This window comes from Polaribacter sp. NJDZ03, from assembly GCF_019263805.1.
In the GTDB taxonomy this organism is placed as follows: Bacteria; Bacteroidota; Bacteroidia; order Flavobacteriales; family Flavobacteriaceae; genus Polaribacter.
On the sequence record NZ_CP079195.1, the window covers coordinates 3,513,002 to 3,529,815 of the forward strand.

Sequence of the window (16,814 nt, forward strand, 5' to 3'; positions counted from 1 at the left end):
TACAACTTACTTTCATTTTCTTTGTAGTTATCTGTAAATAATAATTCTGTTATCTTTGAAAAAAATCAATTTTATGAAGTTTTTAGGACGTTTTTTTAAAATTCTGTTAATTCTTGTAGTCTTGCTGGTGGTTTCTGTTTGGGTGTACTCTAAAACATATCATCCAAAATACTCTGGGGAGTTAGAATTGAAAAATATTTCTGAAGAAGTAACGGTTTATTTTGATGATATTGGTGTGCCGCATATCAATGCTCAAAATGAAGAGGATGCTTATGTTGCTTTAGGGTATGTGCATGCGCAAGAAAGATTGTGGCAAATGGAATTAATGCGAAGAATTGCGTCCGGAAGATTGTCTGAGATTTTTGGAAAAGACTTGGTAAGTGTAGATCAGTTTTTTGGAGGGTTAGGAATTGAAGAAGCTGCAGAGGTAACAATTGCTGGTCTAGATAAAACGACTCAATCTTATATTTTAACCCAGTCTTATTTAGATGGAATAAATCAATATATAGAAGAAGGAAAAACACCCTTAGAATTTACGTTGGTAGGAGTGGAGAAAGAGAAGTATACAATGAAAGATATTTATAATGTTTTTGGTTATATGTCTTTTAGTTTTGCAGCTGCTCATAAAACGGATCCTTTATTAACTGAGATTAAAGAAAAACTTGGAGATTCTTATTTAAATGAATTATTGAGTACTAATAATGAGTATTTAACAATTAACAGAACAAGTATTCCAACTAAAGTTGAAGCTACATTTTCTAAATCAGTAGCTGCCATTATGGACGATTTACCTGTTTCTCCTTTTATTGGTAGTAATGCTTGGATTCTAGGTCCGGAAAAAACGAAGAACGGAAAAGTGATTTTTGAAAACGATCCGCATATTGGGTTTTCGCAACCTTCAGTTTGGTATCAAAACCATATAAAAACACCCGATTTTGAAATTTATGGATTCAATATTGCTTTAATGCCATTTCCTTTATTAGGACATAATAGAGAATATGCTTATGGTTTAACCATGTTGGCAAATGATGATCTAAACTTTTATGTAGAAGAAAATAATCCTGCGGATGCAGCAGAATATAAAACCAAAGAAGGTTATAAAAAATATGAATTTAGGGACAAAACCATTCGTATAAAGAATGAAGAGGATACTACTTTTCTGGTAAAAGTAAGTAAACACGGACCTATAATGAATAATTTAATAACACATATTATAGATGATAGACCTATTGCCATGAATTGGGTGTACACGCAACTGCCTAATGAAATGTTAGATGTTTCTTATAAAATGTCTCATGCAAACTCTATGAAAGATTTTAAAAGTGGAGTTGCTAGAATTCACGCACCAGGTTTAAATGTAATGTATGGTGATGCAAAAGATAATATTGCTTGGTTTTCTTCGGCAAGATTGTATCAACTAAGAGACAGTTTGTCTTCTAAAACTTATTTAAATGGAGCTTCTGGAAATGATGAGATTTTGGAGTTTTTACCTTTTGAAGAAAATCCGCAAGCTATAAACCCAAGTTGGAATTATGTGTATTCTGCCAATAATCAAGTAGATTCTGTAAGAGGAGAATTGTATCCTGGTTATTATCAGCCGCAGGATAGGGCTAAAAGAATTGTAGAATTATTAGATAAAAAGAATGATTTTACAAAAGAAGATATTGCTAGTATGACTTATGATGTGAAGTCTTCTACAGTGACTAATATTATTCGTGATTTGTTAAAAAGTGTAGATAAATCTGATTTGTCTGCATCGGAAAGAAAAGGATTTTCGGTACTTGAAAATTGGGATGGAAATTATTTAAAAACAGCTGTTGGCCCAACAATTTACAATCGTTTTTTATATGAGTTTTTAAGCGCGACTTATAAAGATGAATTGGGTGATAGTTTCGAGTTGTTTATCAATTCTCAATTGCAGGATGAAGTATTGCCAAATCAACTCAATAGAGAGCATTCTGTTTGGTGGGATAATATTGCTACGAAAGATAAGGTTGAAACGAAAAGTGATATTATACAAGCGTCTTATAAAAGTGCTTTTTCATTTTTACAAAATCAGTTAGGTGAAAATGTAGAAAATTGGACTTGGAACAGAGTGATCTCAGTAGAGTATGAGCATGCAATAGGTAAAGCAGGCGGATTGTTGCGAAAACTGTTTAACTTAGGTCCTTATGAAACTATTGGTGGGAATGAAGTGATAAATAATCAGATTTTTAAACTAGATAGTACGGGGTATTATAAAGTAGCTGCGGGACCATCTACAAGAAGGATTATCGATTTTTCTGATGTAGAAAATAGTTTAGCAATTATACCTACCGGGCAATCTGGTAATGTGTTTAGTAGGTATTACAAAAATCAAACTAAAAAATACTTAGAAGGGAAATTTGTAAAAATGAAACTAAATCAAGCTGAAATTGAACAAAGTAAAAATGTGTTGATTTTTAAGCCGATGGAGTAGTTTTTTGTTCTTGGTCATCTGAAAAAAATAAAACACTTAGTTTTGTCATTTCGACCTTTTGGGAGAAATCCCATAAGGTTAGGTAGGTCCTTGTTATCACTGTTATGAGATTTCTCCTATCGTCGAAAAGACAATTGTTATGCGGTTATGCAATCAGTTTGTCATTTCTTCCTTAGTGGAAAATTATATAAAATTAGGTAGGTGTTTGTTATCACTGTTATGAGATTTCTCCTAACGTCGAAATGACAATTGTTATGCTGTTTTGCAATCAGTTTGTTATTTTTATCCTTATAGGAAATCCCATAAAATTAGGTAGGTGTTTGTTATCATTGCTATGAGATTTCTCCTAGCCTCGAAATGACAATTGGAGTTAAAAATGACAATTAGAGGTGTTTTAAGAATGATAAATTACAAACAGGCGTTCCAAATAACTTCTTTCGGAGTCGGTGCTGTAACGGTAATTTGTTCTTTTGTGACTGGATGTATAAATTGAATTCTACGAGCATGCAAATGAATACTTCCATCTTTGTTGCTTCTGTCAAATCCGTATTTTAAATCTCCTTTTATAGGACAGCCAATATTAGATAATTGCGATCTAATTTGGTGGTGTCTTCCGGTTTCTAAATCTACCTCTATTAAGGAGTAATTATCTAGTTTTTTAATAACGGCATAATGAAGAATCGCTTTTTTGCTACCATCAATTTCTTTAGGGTATGCCGTAGATTTATTATTCTTCGGGTTCTTTTTTAAGAAATTAATTAAGGTGTCTTTTTCTTTCTTCGGATGGTTTTTTACAACTGCCCAATAGGTTTTATTAATTGTTTTTTCTCGTAGCATCTTATTAAGACGTTCTAGAGATTTAGACGTTTTCGCAAAAATAATAATACCAGAAGTGGGTCTGTCTAATCTATGCACAACACCCAAATATACGTTTCCAGGTTTGTCGTACTTGTCCTTAATGTATTCTTTTACAACATCACTTAAAGGTTTATCACCTGTTTTATCACCTTGTGTAATATCGCCTGCGCGTTTATTTACAATGATAATGTGGTTGTCTTCAAATAAAATTTGTAAATTTTCTTTAGTAGAATGCATTTTTGATTATTTAAAATCTTTAGCAACATCTTTATTCACTCCATCAATAAAATTTAAAAACTCTTCTCTACCAAGTCCGGTAGAAGAAGAAGTAATAAAAGACATTGGAAGCGTTTCCCAAGTGTTTAATAATTTCTTTTTATAAGAAGTAATTTGCTTGTTTATTTTAGAGCTTCCTAATTTGTCTGCTTTGGTAAAAGCAATACAAAACGGAATTTGGTTTTCGCCTAAAAATTTCATGAACTCTAAATCAATTTTTTGAGGATCGTGTCTAGAATCAATTAAAACAAAAGTACATACTAGTTGTTCTCTTTCTTTGAAGTAGTTTTCTATAAAAAACTGAAAAATAGTTCTTTTCTTTTTTGAAACTTTAGCATAACCGTAACCAGGTAAATCTACTAAAAACCACTCTTCATTAATTTTAAAATGATTAATAAGTTGTGTTTTTCCAGGTTTTCCAGAAATTTTTGCTAAATCTTTACGTTCCATTAACATGTTAATTAATGAAGATTTACCAACATTAGAACGTCCTATAAATGCATATTCTGGCATTCTTTCTTTTGGAGCATTCGTAACATTACTATTACTCATTACAAAATCTGCAGATCTAATTTTCATTATACTGGGGTGTCTTTTTATTGAAATTTCTCTAAGTGAGAATTATATGTTTTTAGAAGTAAGCCAAGCGTGAAGAATGTTGTTAAATTCTTCTGGTTTCTCCATCATTGCTGCATGTCCACATTTATCTATCCAGAATAATTCTGAGTTCGATAAAAGTTTATGAAAGTCTTCTGCTGCCTCAGGTGGTGTTACACCGTCTTGTTTTCCCCAAATTAAACATGTTGGATGTTTCATATCGGGTAAATCTTTAGCCATATTATGTCTTATGGCACTTTTGGCAATAGATAAAGTTTTTAAAGCTTTCATTCTGTCATTAACAGTACTGTAAACATCGTCTACTAATTCTTTAGTTGCAATAGCTGGGTCGTAAAAAACTTCTCTAGCTTTTTGCTCTATATATTCGTAGTTTCCTCTTTTAGGAAAACTATCTCCCATCGCTTTTTCATACATACCAGAACTACCGGTAAGTACAAGTGCACTTACTTTTTGTGGGTAATGTTTTGTAAAATATAATGCAATGTGCCCTCCTAGAGAGTTCCCTAAAAGAATGGCGTGTTCTACTTTTTTATGTTCTAAAAACTCCTTTAAAAACTTTGCTAAGTTTTTAACATTTGTTTTTATAAGGGGTAATGAGTATAATGGTAATTCAGGTATTAAAACCTTATATCCGTTATTGGAAAAATGATCAAATGTTGAGTCGAAATTACTCAAAGCACCCATTAATCCGTGTAAAATAATGATTACAGGTCCTTCTCCAGCTTCTGCATATGTAAATTTCCCTTCCTCTGTTAACTTATCAGTCATTAAATTTTTAATTGGCTTAGAAGCAAATGTAATTCTTTTTTGCGAAATAAATATCGTTTTCGTAAAGGACTATTTTTAAAATAAAATGGGTTCTAATTGCAATGAATTGTTAATAAAAGCGTTATTTATTAACAAAGTGGTAAAATGTGGTAAAAAGTGGTAAAATTTACATATTTTTGACTTCAATTAATATATTTTAAGAGTGATAAACCTAATCGGTACATATGAGTGTAAATCAGATGCTAAGGGAAGATTGATGTTTTCATCAGCCTTTAAAAAGCAACTGGATTCTGTGTTACAAGATGGTTTTGTGGTGAAAAGAGCTGTTTTTCAACCGTGTTTAGAGTTGTATCCAATGAAAGAGTGGAATTTGATGATGGAAAAAATCAACAAACTTAACAGGTTTAATAAAAAGAATAATGATTTTATTAGAAGATTTACAGCAGGAGTAAAGATGGTAGAATTAGACGCTAGTGGTAGAATTTTAATACCGAAAGACTTGTTTGAGTTTGCGGGTATTAAAAAACAAGTAGTAATGTCTTCTTCAGTGAATATCATTGAAATTTGGGATAAAGAGAAGTATGAAAAAGCCATTGATGATGCGGCAGATGATTTTGCTGATTTGGCTGAAGAGGTAATGGGAAATACAGAATTAGATGAATTATCATAATCCAGTTTTATTGCAAGAAAGTGTAGATGCGTTAGCTATTAAAGAAGACGGTGTTTATGTAGATGTTACGTTTGGTGGCGGAGGACATTCAAGAGAAATTTTGAAAAGATTGGGTGCTAACGGGAAATTGTTTGGTTTTGATCAAGATCCAGATGCTTTAGGAAATGTAATTGATGATGAACGTTTTGTTTTAATACCTGAGAATTTTAGATATATATCAAGATTTTTAAGGTTTAATGGTGTTCGAAAAGTAGATGGTGTTTTGGCCGATTTAGGTGTTTCTTCTCATCAATTTGATGAAGCGGAAAGAGGTTTTTCTACTCGTTTTGATGGTGATTTAGATATGAGAATGAATCAGAAATCTAGAACATCAGCTAAAGAGATTGTCAATTCATATTCCGAAGAAAAATTAGCGGAAATATTGTTTTTATATGGAGAGTTGAGAAATTCTAGAAATATAGCAAAAACAATTGTAGAGAAAAGACAAGAAGAGAAAATAGATACAAGTTTTCAGTTAAGAAAAGTATTACAAAAGTATTTGCCAAAAGCAAAAGAACATAAAATAATTGCACAAATATTTCAGGCAATTCGAATAGAAGTAAATGAGGAATTAGATGTTTTAAAAGAGTTTTTAGAGCAGATGCCTAATTTGTTGAAAGAAGATGGCCGATTAAGTGTAATTTCTTACCATTCTTTAGAAGATCGACTAGTGAAAAGATTTATAAGAACAGGTTTGTTTAAAGGAGAATTAGAGAAAGATGTTTTTGGTAGAAGTAATGAGCCAATGCAAAAAGTAGGGAAGTTGATTGTGCCTACGGCGCAAGAAATTAAACTAAATAATAGAGCTCGTAGTGCTAAGTTAAGGATAGCAGCTTTAAGAAAGTAAAATGTCTAAAGTTAAAAAAGGAGTCTACGATTTTCTGAGAGGAAGTTTTCTTACAGATGATGCCGCTTTTAATAATTGGCGAATTATCATTTTTGTAGTTGCATTGTTGTTAATTATGATAACAAGTGCACATAGAGCAGAACGAAAAGTTATTCAGATTTCAAAGATGAATAAAGAGAAAAGAGAGTTAAGAGCAGTGTATGTGGATACTGGTACTATTTTAATGAGAATGAAAATGGAGTCGAGTATCAGAGAAAAAGCAAAAGCAAGAGGTTTAGAGCCTTTAAAATCCCCTCCCAAAAAAATAAAAGTAACCATTAAAGATTAATAAAATTGGCAACTCAGAAAAAAAGCATACTTACCAAATTCTACATAGTAGCTGCTTTTATGACGCTGTTTTTGTTGGCTATTGTGTTTCGTATTTTTTCCATTCAACATACGGAGGGAGATAAGTATAGAAAACTGTCAACAGAATTAACTATCAGGCAAGATACTATTTACGCTAATAAAGGAAATGTCTATGCGGCAGATGGTAATTTGTTGGCTACTTCTATGTCTAAATTTACAATTAGAATGGATGTGGTTGTTGTAGATAGTGAGGTTTTTGAGAAAAACTTTGTAGCGCTGTCTAAGGCTCTTTCTGGTATGTTTGGTAAAACGCCTTACTATTATCAAAATAAATTAAGAACTGCAAAAAAGAGAAGAAACAGGTATTTGTTAATTGCTAGAAATGTAGGGTATACAGATTATTTGAAGGTTAAAGAATTTCCTATTTTTAATAAAGGTGTGTATAGCGGTGGTTTTATTGCAGAGCACAAAACGGTAAGAGCACATCCTATTGGTAAAATTGCAGAACGTACTATTGGGTATGATGATTTTAGAGGTGAAGCAGGGATAGAAGGTGCTTTTGCAGATTATATGCAAGGTCAAAATGGTTTAAGATGGAAGCAGAAAATTGCTAAAAATCAGTGGAAACCAATAAATGATGTAAATGAAAGAGAGCCTGTTGATGGGCATGATATTATAACAACCATAGATGTTAATATTCAGGATATTACGCATCATGCTTTGTTAGATAAGTTAGAGTATTTTGAAGCAGAACATGGTTGTGCGGTGGTTATGGAAACTGCGACTGGAGAGATTAAAGCAATTTCTAATTTAGGAAGAACTTCTAAAGGAACGTATTACGAGAAAAGAAATTATGCCGTTTGGGAAAGTCATGAGCCTGGTTCTACTTTTAAGTTAGCGAGCATGATGATTGCGTTAGATGATAAGGTTGTAGATACGTCTACGGTTATAGATACAGAAAAAGGTAGAATTTTTATAAATGGAAGAAAAGTAGAAGATTCTCATCACGGTGGTTATGGTAAGATTTCTGTTGGACGAATTTTAGAGGTTTCTTCTAATGTTGGTGTGGTAAAAGTGATTCAGAAATATTATGATAAAAATCCTCAAAGGTTTTATGATAAAATAGCTGAATACGGTTTTACAAAACCAATTGGTTTTCAGATAAAAGGAGAAGGGAAACCTTACATACCAAATCCAAAAGATAAAGAATGGAGTAAAATTTCATTAGAATGGATGTCTTGGGGATATGGTATTTCTATAACACCAATGCAAACGTTAATGTTTTATAATGCTATTGCAAACAATGGTGTAATGGTAAAACCAAGATTTGTAAAAGAATTAAGAAAAGAAGATAAGGTTGAAAAGGTTTTTAAAACAGAGGTTTTAAATCCGAAAATAGCTTCTGATGAGACTTTAAGTAAGTTAAAAAAGGTATTGGAAAACGTAGTGGAAAAAGGTACGGGTAGAGGTATTTATTCTCCTAATTTTTCTATGGCTGGTAAAACCGGTACTGCTAAAAAATATGTTCCTAGAACTAAAAATAGTAAAGGTGAGTGGGAAGGCGGTTTTTATTCAAGTAAACGTTATGTAGCTTCTTTTGCTGGTTTTTTTCCTGCGGATAATCCAAAATACTCTTGTATTGTAGTTATTCATGACCCAAAGAAAAAGAAAGGATATTACGGGGCAACAGTTGCTGGACCTGTTTTTAAGGAAATTGCACAGAAGATTTATACAACAACTCCTATAGATAATCAATCTGTGGATGATAAAATAGAATTTGCAGCTATAGATAAAGAGTATTTAGATTTTGATAAAGAAATAAATAAGGAGTATCAAGAGGTTCCAGATGTTAGAGGGATGTCTGGTATGGATGCTTTGGCTTTGTTAGAAAACATCGGATTAAAGGTACAGTTTACAGGTGTTGGTAAAGTGAAGTCTCAATCACTAAGAAAAGGAGAGAAATTAGTTAAAGGACGAACCATTATTTTAAAACTTTCATAAACTGAAGAATTTAAAAGACATATTATATCAGGTTGCTATTGATCAAGTATTTGGAGGTACAAATATTGATATAAATGCTGTTGTTTTCGATTCTAGAAAAATTGAAAAGAATGACGTTTTTATTGCTCAAAAGGGAGTTTCAGTAGATGGTCATTTATATATTGAAAAAGCCATTAGTTTAGGTGCAGTTGCAATTATTTGTGAAGATTTTCCTGCGGATAAAAAAACAGGAATTACATATATTCAGGTTGCAGATGCGAATGTTGCTTTGGCGATAATGGCGTCTAATTTTTATGAAAATCCGTCAAAAAAGATGCCTTTAGTAGGTGTTACGGGTACAAATGGAAAAACTACGATCGCATCACTTTTGTATCAATTATTTAAAAAAGCAGGTTATAAAGTAGGTTTGCTTTCAACAGTAAAAATTTTGGTTGATGATGTTGAGTTTAAAGCAACGCATACAACTCCAGATTCTGTGACTATCAACAGTTATTTAGATAAAATGATTGATGCAGGTGTAGATTATTGTTTTATGGAAGTGAGTTCTCATGGAATTCATCAGAAAAGAACAGAGGGATTAACGTTTGCTGGTGGAATTTTTACAAACCTATCGCACGATCATTTAGATTATCATAAAACGTTTGCAGAATACAGGGATGTAAAGAAAGTGTTTTTTGACTCATTGCCTAAATCTGCATTTGCGCTTACCAATATCGATGATAAAAATGGCGACTTTATGTTGCAAAATACGAAAGCAAAAAAAGTGACTTATGCTTTAAAAACATTAGCAGATTATAAAGCTAAGATTTTAGAGAAGCAGTTTTCGGGTACACTTTTAAAAATAAATGAAACAGAAGTTTGGACTAAGTTAATCGGTCAGTTTAACGCATCTAACTTATTAGCAATTTTTGCAACAGCAGAATTGTTAGGATTAGAGAAATTAGAAATTTTAACAATTATCAGTCAGTTAGAAAATGTAAGTGGTCGTTTTGAGTATGTTATATCAGAAGATGGAGTTACGGCAATTGTAGATTATGCACATACGCCAGATGCTTTAAAAAATGTACTAGAAACCATTAATGATATTAGAACTGGTAATGAAAAACTGATAACAGTTGTTGGTTGTGGTGGCGACAGAGATGTTACTAAAAGACCAAAAATGGCACATATTGCTTCTCAGTTAAGTAGTCAGGCGATTTTTACATCAGATAATCCTAGAACGGAAAACGCACAGACTATTTTAGATGAAATGGAAGTAGGTATTGCTGCTGAAAATTATAAAAAAACATTGTCAATTTTAGACAGAAGACAAGCAATAAAAACTGCGTGTAAGTTTTCTGAAAGTGGAGATATTATACTAATAGCAGGAAAAGGACATGAAAATTATCAAGAAATTAATGGAGTGAGAACTCATTTTGATGATTTAGAAGAAGTAAAGAACTGTTTCAAGCAATTAAAAAATAATTAAGAATGCTATATTATTTATTTGAATATTTAAAAAATATAATGGATTTCCCTGGTGCTGGATTGTTTCAGTTTATCACATTTAGAGCAGCGGGAGCTTTTATTTTATCATTATTAATTTCAACAATTTATGGTAGAAGAATTATAGATTTTTTAAGAAACCAGCAAGTAGGAGAAACTGTAAGAGATTTAGGTTTAGATGGGCAGAAACAAAAAACGGGTACGCCAACAATGGGAGGTGTTATTATCATTTTAGCAACATTAATTCCGGTTTTGTTATTAGCTAAATTAGATAATGTCTATGTAATTTTATTAATTATTACTACCGTTTGGATGGGATTAATTGGTTTTCTAGACGATTATATAAAAGTTTTCAAAAAAGATAAAGGCGGTTTAAGCGGTAAGTTTAAAGTCTTAGGTCAGGTTGGTTTAGGTGTTATTGTAGGTTCTATGTTATATTTTAATGATGGAGTTACCATAAAAGAGCAATTACCAAAAGAGCAGCAAATAGTAAATAAGGATGGACGAAAAATTGTTTTTGGAGAAGCGCATAAATCTACTAAGACTACGGTTCCATTTTTTAAAGACAATGAGTTAGAGTATTCGAAAGCCTTCAGTTTTTTAGGTGATGGATACGAGAAGTATGGATGGATTGTTTTCATTTTTGTAACTGTTTTTATTGTGACAGGAATTTCAAATGGTGCCAATTTAACAGATGGAATTGATGGTTTAGCTACCGGTTCATCTGCCATAATAGTGTTAACCTTAGCGGTGTTTGCATGGGTTTCTGGGAATATCATTTTTGCAGATTACTTAGATGTTATGTACATACCAGATTCTGGAGAAATGACTGTTTTTATATTGGCGTTTGCAGGAGCGTTAATTGGTTTTCTGTGGTACAATACCTATCCAGCTCAGGTTTTTATGGGAGATACGGGAAGTTTAACAATTGGTGGAATTATAGCGGTTATTGCAATTGCCATTCGTAAGGAATTATTGTTGCCAATTTTAGCAGGAATATTTGTGGTGGAAAACCTTTCTGTAATTATGCAAGTTTCTTGGTTTAAATACACAAAAAAGAAGTTTGGAGAAGGAAGAAGAATTTTTAAAATGGCGCCTTTACATCATCATTATCAAAAATTAAATTATCACGAAAGTAAAATTGTAGTCCGTTTTTGGATTGTAGGAATTTTACTAGCAGTATTTACAATTGTTACTTTAAAATTAAGATAAATGAAAAGACTTGTAATTCTTGGTGGAGGAGAAAGTGGTGTTGGTACAGCGCTTTTAGGTAAACAAAAGGGATACGAGATCTTTGTTTCAGATAAAAATAAAATAGCAAAAGAGTATAAAGAAGTTCTTTTAAATAACGAGATCGATTTTGAGGAAAATCAGCATACAGAAAGCAAAATTTTAAATGCAGATGTAGTGATGAAAAGTCCTGGAATTCCAGATACGGTTGCTTTAATTCAGCAATTAAAAGAAAATTCAATTCCTGTTATTTCAGAAATTGAATTTGCAGCGCAGTTTACAGCCGCAACAATTGTAGGGATTACAGGTTCTAATGGAAAAACAACGACCACATTATTACTGCATCATATTTTAAAGAAAGCAGGATTAAATGTAGGTGTTGCAGGTAATATTGGAGACAGTTTTGCGCAACAAGTAGCTGAAGAATCTTATGAAAACTATGTGTTAGAATTAAGTAGTTTTCAGTTAGACGGAATAGAAAATTTTAATAGTCATATTGCAATTTTAACAAATATTACACCAGATCATTTAGATAGGTACGAATACGATTTTAATAAATATATAGATTCAAAATTTAGAATCACAAAGAATCAGACAGCAACCGATTATTTAATTTATGATGCAGATGATGAGGCAATCAATAATTGGTTAAAAGAACATAAAACAAGCGCGAAATTAGTTCCGTTTTCGCTTGAAAAAGAATTAGAGTATGGAGCGTATATCAAAGACAACAATATTATTATCAATATAAATAAAGACAAAATTAACATGCCGTTATCAACTTTATCAGTAAAAGGAAAACACAATACAAAAAATGCTATGGCAGCTACTATGGCAGCTCAATTGTTAAAAGCTAGAAAGCAAGTTATAATAGAGAGTTTAGAAGATTTTGAAGGAGCAGAGCATCGCTTAGAAAATGTAGCAAAAGTTAGAGGCGTAGAGTATATAAATGATTCTAAAGCTACTAATGTAAACGCAACGTATTATGCGTTAGAATGCATGGAGAAAACCACTGTTTGGATTGTTGGTGGTGTAGATAAAGGGAACGATTATAATGATTTGTTGCCTTTGGTAAGAGAAAAAGTAAAAGCAATTGTTTGCTTAGGTATTGATAACGATAAAATTAAAAACACTTTTGGTAATGTGGTAGATATTATAGTAGAAACTGCAGGGGCAGAAGAAGCTGTAAAAGTATCTCACAAATTAGCAGAAAGTGGAGAAGCTGTTTTATTGTCGCCAGCATGTGCAAGTTTCGATTTGTTTGATAATTATGAAGATAGAGGTCGTCAATTTAAGAAGGCAGTAAGAAGTTTATAAAAATTGTTTATTCGTGTAATTATTTATGCGTATAATTATAAGGTAAAGTTTAATATTTTAGAAATTTAAGTACTATTTAATGAAAACCATTTTTCAATATATAAAAGGAGATAAAACCATTTGGGCAATTGTTGCTATTTTGGCAATATTCTCATTTATGCCAGTTTATAGCGCAAGCACAAACTTGGAGTATGTTGTTGGTTCTGGTTCTTCTTTTGGGTATTTGATAAAGCATATTGTGTTGTTAATAATGGGTTTTGCTATTATTTACGGAGTTCACAAAGTGCCTTATCGATTTTTCTCTGGTGGCTCAGTTATCATGCTTCCTGTAATTGTCTTTTTATTGATTTATACGCTGTCTCAGGGTACAACAATTGGGGGAGCAAATGCAAGTAGATGGATTAGTATTGGAGGAATTGGTTTTCAAACCTCTACTTTGGCAGGTTTAGTGTTAATGGTTTATGTAGCAAGGTATTTGTCTAAGAATAAGGATAACACAATTGGTTTTAAAGATAGTTTATGGCAATTATGGTTGCCAGTTGCAGTTGTTTTAGTCTTAATTTTACCAGCAAACTTTTCTACAACAGCCATTATTTTTACCATGATTTTAATTGTAACTTTTATTGGTGGTTATCCAGTTAAGTACTTAGGATTTATAATAGGAGCAGGAATTGGTTTGTTGTTAATTTTTATTTTAGCAGCCAAAGCATTTCCAGATTTAATGCCAAATAGAGTGCAAACTTGGGAAAACAGAATCGCTAGTTTTTCTGATGATGACGGCAAGGAGCAATATCAAGTAGAGAAAGCAAAAATAGCAATTGCTATGGGAGAAACATTTGGTGTTGGTCCGGGTAAAAGTGTTCAAAAGAATTTTTTACCACAATCTACATCAGATTTTATTTTTGCAATAATTGTAGAAGAATATGGCTTAGTTGGTGGATTTTTAATAGTATCCATCTATTTTATTTTACTGTTTAGAATTTTTGTAGTCATTAGAAAAACAACTACAATTTTTGGCACGTTGTTAGTGTTGGGAGTTGGACTTCCAATCATTTTTCAAGCTTCCATAAATATGGCAGTTGCAACTAATTTATTCCCGGTAACGGGGCAAACTTTACCGCTAATTAGTAGTGGTGGTACTTCTATTTGGATGACCTGTTTTGCATTAGGGATGATTTTAAGTGTAAGTGCTTCCAAAGAAGAAACAGAAGAAGATATTTTAGATGATAACCCTTTAAACATACTTCATGAAACACTCGATTAATATATTAATCTCTGGAGGAGGTACAGGAGGACACATTTATCCTGCTATTGCTATTGCAAACGAATTAAAGTTGCGTTACCCAAATGCAAAATTTTTATTTGTAGGCGCAAAGGATAAAATGGAAATGGAAAAAGTTCCGCAAGCGGGATATGAAATAAAAGGATTGTGGATTTCTGGAATACAAAGAAGGTTAACTATAGACAATTTGTCTTTTCCTTTTAAGTTGATCAGTAGTTTATGGAATGCTTCTAAGATTATTAGAAAATTTAAACCAGATGTAGCAATTGGTACAGGTGGTTTTGCAAGTGGGCCAACTTTAATAATGGCTAATAGAAAAGGGATTCCTACTTTAATACAAGAACAGAATTCGTTTCCTGGAATTACCAATAAATTATTAAGTAAAAAAGCGCACAAAATTTGTGTTGCTTATGATAATTTAGAACGTTTTTTTCCTGCTGATAAAATTGTAAAAACAGGAAACCCTGTTCGTCAAGATTTATTATCTATTCATTCTAAAACAGCCGAAGGAAAACTGTTTTTTAAATTAGAAAAAGAGCAAAAAACTATTTTAGTTTTAGGAGGTAGTTTAGGAGCAAGAAAAATTAATCAATTGGTAGAAGCTAATCTAGAATTCTTTAAAAAACAAGGCGTTCAGGTTATTTGGCAATGTGGTAAATTATATTTTGAAGAATATAAAAAATTCAACGAAATAGAAGGTGTTCAGGTGTATCAGTTTTTAAATAGAATGGATTTTGCCTACGCTGCATCGGATATTATTATTTCTAGAGCAGGTGCAAGTTCGGTTTCAGAATTGTGTATTGTAGGTAAGCCGGTATTGTTTATTCCTTCACCAAATGTTTCGGAAGATCATCAAACAAAAAATGCAAAGTCAATTGCAGATAAACATGGTGCAATTTTGTTAAAAGAAAGTGAATTAGAGTCGTTTCCAATCGTTTTTGAAACATTATTAAAAGATAAAGGAAAACAAAGTAATTTATCTGAAAATATAAAAGAATTAGCGCTTCCAGGAGCAACAACAGCTATTGTTAATGAAGTAGAAAAATTATTAAATAGCCCATCTTAATCTTCCCAAAGGGAAGAAATATGATTGTGAAATCTGTGAGAGAAAGCGAAGTGAAAATTTGAAAATAAAGAGATATAAATATTTAAATAGTAAAATTGATAAATAGAAAAATACATAACAGTGAGCAAGTCCTTCCCTTTGGGAAGGATTTAGGATGGGCTTATATTTATTTTGTCGGAATTGGAGGCATAGGAATGAGTGCAATTGCTCGTTACTTTGCGTCTAATGGGAAAAGTGTGGCTGGTTATGATAAAACTGCAACTCAAATTACTTTAGATTTAGAAGATTTGGGTGCTGAAATTCATTTTGAAGATGCTGTAAAAAATATTCCTATTTCATTTTTAGATAGTAAAAAAACGTTGGTAGTGTATACGCCTGCCGTTTCTAAAAATCATGCTGAACTAAGTTATTTTTTAGATAATGGCTTTACAGTTTTAAAAAGAGCTGAAATTTTAGGGAAAATAACGGAAACAACTTTCTGTTTAGCGGTTGCGGGGACACATGGTAAAACTACGACTTCTGCTATTTTAGGTCATATTATGAATACAGTTAATGCGACTTCCTTTTTAGGTGGAATTGCAGAAAACTATAATTCTAACCTAATTTTAGGGGATGATAAAGTAAGCGTTGTAGAAGCAGATGAGTTTGATCGATCTTTCTTAAAACTGAGTCCTAATATTGCATGTGTAACCTCTATGGATGCAGATCATTTAGATATTTATGGAGACTCAGAAGCTTTAAACGAATCGTTTGTTGAGTTTACGAACAAAGTAGAAAACACGTTAATTGTTGCAAAAGGCTTGCCTTTAGAGGGCTTGACGTATGCTGTTAATGAAGCTGCAGATTATGTCGCATTCAATTTAAAAATAGAAAGCGGTAAATATATTTTTGATGTGAAAACACCTTCATCAGAAATAAAAAATATTGAATTTCATTTACCAGGTCAGCATAATGTGATGAATGCATTGGCGGCAATAGCTATGGCAGATGTTTATGGAATTTCGTTATCGGTAATTAAAGAACGATTATCAACTTTTAAAGGAGTAAAACGAAGATTTTCGTATAAAATCAAAACAAATGATTTTGTATTGATTGATGATTATGCACATCATCCAACAGCAATAAATGCTGTAGAGAGTTCTGTTAGAGAAATGTACCCTAACGAAAAAGTGTTGGTTGTTTTTCAGCCACATTTGTTTTCTAGAACAAAAGATTTTATTGAAGATTTTGCATCTGCATTATCAAAATTCGATGAGGTTTTATTGTTAGATATTTATCCTGCAAGAGAAGAACCAATTGCCGGAGTAGACTCTGAATGGTTATTAAATAAAGTTGTTTGTAAGAATAAAAAACTGACTAAAAAAAATAATTTAATAAAAGATATTAATAATTCATCAGCAAAAGTAGTTGTAATGTTAGGTGCGGGAGATATTGGAGTGATGGTAAATGAAGTAGAAAAAGAACTTTTAAAAGCGATGGAAAATGAAGTTTAAGAAGTTTTTTAAATACATAGCATTCCTTTTGTTAATAGGTGGTTTGGGCTTTTTATCT

Annotated in this window: 14 protein-coding genes; 11 read left to right on the forward strand and 3 right to left on the reverse strand. The window is 32.0% G+C overall.

Going from position 1 to position 16,814, the window contains the following annotated elements:
• Window positions 1-73 precede the first annotated feature (73 nt).
• The gene (locus tag KV700_RS14930) at window positions 74-2,458 is read left to right on the forward strand and encodes a penicillin acylase family protein (RefSeq protein ID WP_218598365.1); all 2,385 of its coding nucleotides are present in this window, start codon (window positions 74-76) and stop codon (window positions 2,456-2,458) included.
• Window positions 2,459-2,866: 408 nt separating this feature from the next.
• On the opposite strand, the gene KV700_RS14935 is transcribed toward KV700_RS14930, so the two are convergent.
• From KV700_RS14935 to KV700_RS14945, 3 genes are read right to left on the reverse strand one after another with little or no spacing between them, the layout of a single operon-like run.
• Window positions 2,867-3,553, reverse strand: a complete 687-nt coding sequence (locus KV700_RS14935; RefSeq protein ID WP_218598366.1) for an RluA family pseudouridine synthase — start codon at window positions 3,551-3,553, stop codon at window positions 2,867-2,869.
• Window positions 3,554-3,559: 6 nt separating this feature from the next.
• Window positions 3,560-4,171, reverse strand: coding sequence for a ribosome biogenesis GTP-binding protein YihA/YsxC (gene yihA / locus KV700_RS14940; RefSeq protein ID WP_166386580.1), 612 nt, complete (start codon window positions 4,169-4,171; stop codon window positions 3,560-3,562).
• 42 nt (window positions 4,172-4,213) lie between these two features.
• Entirely contained in the window at window positions 4,214-4,978 is a 765-nt protein-coding gene (locus tag KV700_RS14945) for an alpha/beta fold hydrolase (RefSeq protein ID WP_166386582.1), read from the reverse strand.
• Window positions 4,979-5,180: 202 nt separating this feature from the next.
• On the opposite strand from KV700_RS14945, the gene mraZ reads away from it, so the two are divergent.
• The 10 genes from mraZ (at window position 5,181) to murC (ending at window position 16,756) form a co-directional block, all read left to right on the forward strand.
• Window positions 5,181-5,648 carry a division/cell wall cluster transcriptional repressor MraZ gene (mraZ, locus tag KV700_RS14950; RefSeq protein WP_166386584.1) on the forward strand — a complete coding sequence of 156 codons (468 nt, stop codon included), beginning with the start codon at window positions 5,181-5,183 and terminating at the stop codon, window positions 5,646-5,648.
• On the forward strand, window positions 5,635-6,534 hold the full coding sequence (gene rsmH / locus KV700_RS14955) for a 16S rRNA (cytosine(1402)-N(4))-methyltransferase RsmH (RefSeq protein WP_218598367.1): 900 nt from the start codon (window positions 5,635-5,637) through the stop codon (window positions 6,532-6,534). The genes mraZ and rsmH overlap by 14 nt, the downstream gene beginning before the upstream one ends.
• A 1-nt stretch (window position 6,535) precedes the next feature.
• Window positions 6,536-6,862, forward strand: coding sequence for an FtsL-like putative cell division protein (locus KV700_RS14960; protein WP_166386586.1), 327 nt, complete (start codon window positions 6,536-6,538; stop codon window positions 6,860-6,862).
• A 59-nt stretch (window positions 6,863-6,921) separates the two neighbouring features.
• Entirely contained in the window at window positions 6,922-8,883 is a 1,962-nt protein-coding gene (locus KV700_RS14965) for a penicillin-binding protein (RefSeq protein WP_218599866.1), read from the forward strand.
• Between the two features lies 1 nt (window position 8,884).
• Window positions 8,885-10,351: a UDP-N-acetylmuramoyl-L-alanyl-D-glutamate--2,6-diaminopimelate ligase gene (locus KV700_RS14970; RefSeq protein ID WP_218599867.1), complete on the forward strand. Its 1,467-nt coding sequence runs from the start codon at window positions 8,885-8,887 to the stop codon at window positions 10,349-10,351.
• Window positions 10,352-10,353: 2 nt separating this feature from the next.
• On the forward strand, window positions 10,354-11,580 hold the full coding sequence (gene mraY, locus KV700_RS14975; RefSeq protein WP_218598368.1) for a phospho-N-acetylmuramoyl-pentapeptide-transferase: 1,227 nt from the start codon (window positions 10,354-10,356) through the stop codon (window positions 11,578-11,580).
• Entirely contained in the window at window positions 11,581-12,915 is a 1,335-nt protein-coding gene (murD, locus tag KV700_RS14980; RefSeq protein WP_218598369.1) for a UDP-N-acetylmuramoyl-L-alanine--D-glutamate ligase, read from the forward strand.
• Window positions 12,916-12,994: 79 nt separating this feature from the next.
• A complete protein-coding gene (locus tag KV700_RS14985; RefSeq protein WP_166386592.1) occupies window positions 12,995-14,179 on the forward strand; it encodes an FtsW/RodA/SpoVE family cell cycle protein in 1,185 nt (394 codons plus the stop codon).
• Complete coding sequence (murG, locus tag KV700_RS14990; protein ID WP_218598370.1) at window positions 14,163-15,263, forward strand: undecaprenyldiphospho-muramoylpentapeptide beta-N-acetylglucosaminyltransferase; 1,101 nt, start codon at window positions 14,163-14,165, stop codon at window positions 15,261-15,263. Before KV700_RS14985 ends, murG begins: the two co-directional genes overlap by 17 nt.
• Before the next feature lie 110 nt (window positions 15,264-15,373).
• Complete coding sequence (gene murC / locus KV700_RS14995; RefSeq protein ID WP_302849999.1) at window positions 15,374-16,756, forward strand: UDP-N-acetylmuramate--L-alanine ligase; 1,383 nt, start codon at window positions 15,374-15,376, stop codon at window positions 16,754-16,756.
• Window positions 16,757-16,814 lie beyond the last annotated feature (58 nt).

Bases quoted from the DNA above. Each gene is read 5' to 3' on its own strand.
- yihA (WP_166386580.1), bottom strand. From the start codon at position 4,171: ATGAAAATTAGATCTGCAGATTTTGTAATGAGTAATAGTAATGTTACG.
- mraY (WP_218598368.1), top strand. From the start codon at position 10,354: ATGCTATATTATTTATTTGAATATTTAAAAAATATAATGGATTTCCCT.
- KV700_RS14930 (WP_218598365.1), top strand. From the start codon at position 74: ATGAAGTTTTTAGGACGTTTTTTTAAAATTCTGTTAATTCTTGTAGTC.
- KV700_RS14965 (WP_218599866.1), top strand. From the start codon at position 6,922: ATGACGCTGTTTTTGTTGGCTATTGTGTTTCGTATTTTTTCCATTCAA.
- rsmH (WP_218598367.1), top strand. From the start codon at position 5,635: ATGAATTATCATAATCCAGTTTTATTGCAAGAAAGTGTAGATGCGTTA.
- murD (WP_218598369.1), top strand. From the start codon at position 11,581: ATGAAAAGACTTGTAATTCTTGGTGGAGGAGAAAGTGGTGTTGGTACA.
- murG (WP_218598370.1), top strand. From the start codon at position 14,163: ATGAAACACTCGATTAATATATTAATCTCTGGAGGAGGTACAGGAGGA.
- KV700_RS14935 (WP_218598366.1), bottom strand. From the start codon at position 3,553: ATGCATTCTACTAAAGAAAATTTACAAATTTTATTTGAAGACAACCAC.
- KV700_RS14960 (WP_166386586.1), top strand. From the start codon at position 6,536: ATGTCTAAAGTTAAAAAAGGAGTCTACGATTTTCTGAGAGGAAGTTTT.
- KV700_RS14945 (WP_166386582.1), bottom strand. From the start codon at position 4,978: ATGACTGATAAGTTAACAGAGGAAGGGAAATTTACATATGCAGAAGCT.
- KV700_RS14985 (WP_166386592.1), top strand. From the start codon at position 12,995: ATGAAAACCATTTTTCAATATATAAAAGGAGATAAAACCATTTGGGCA.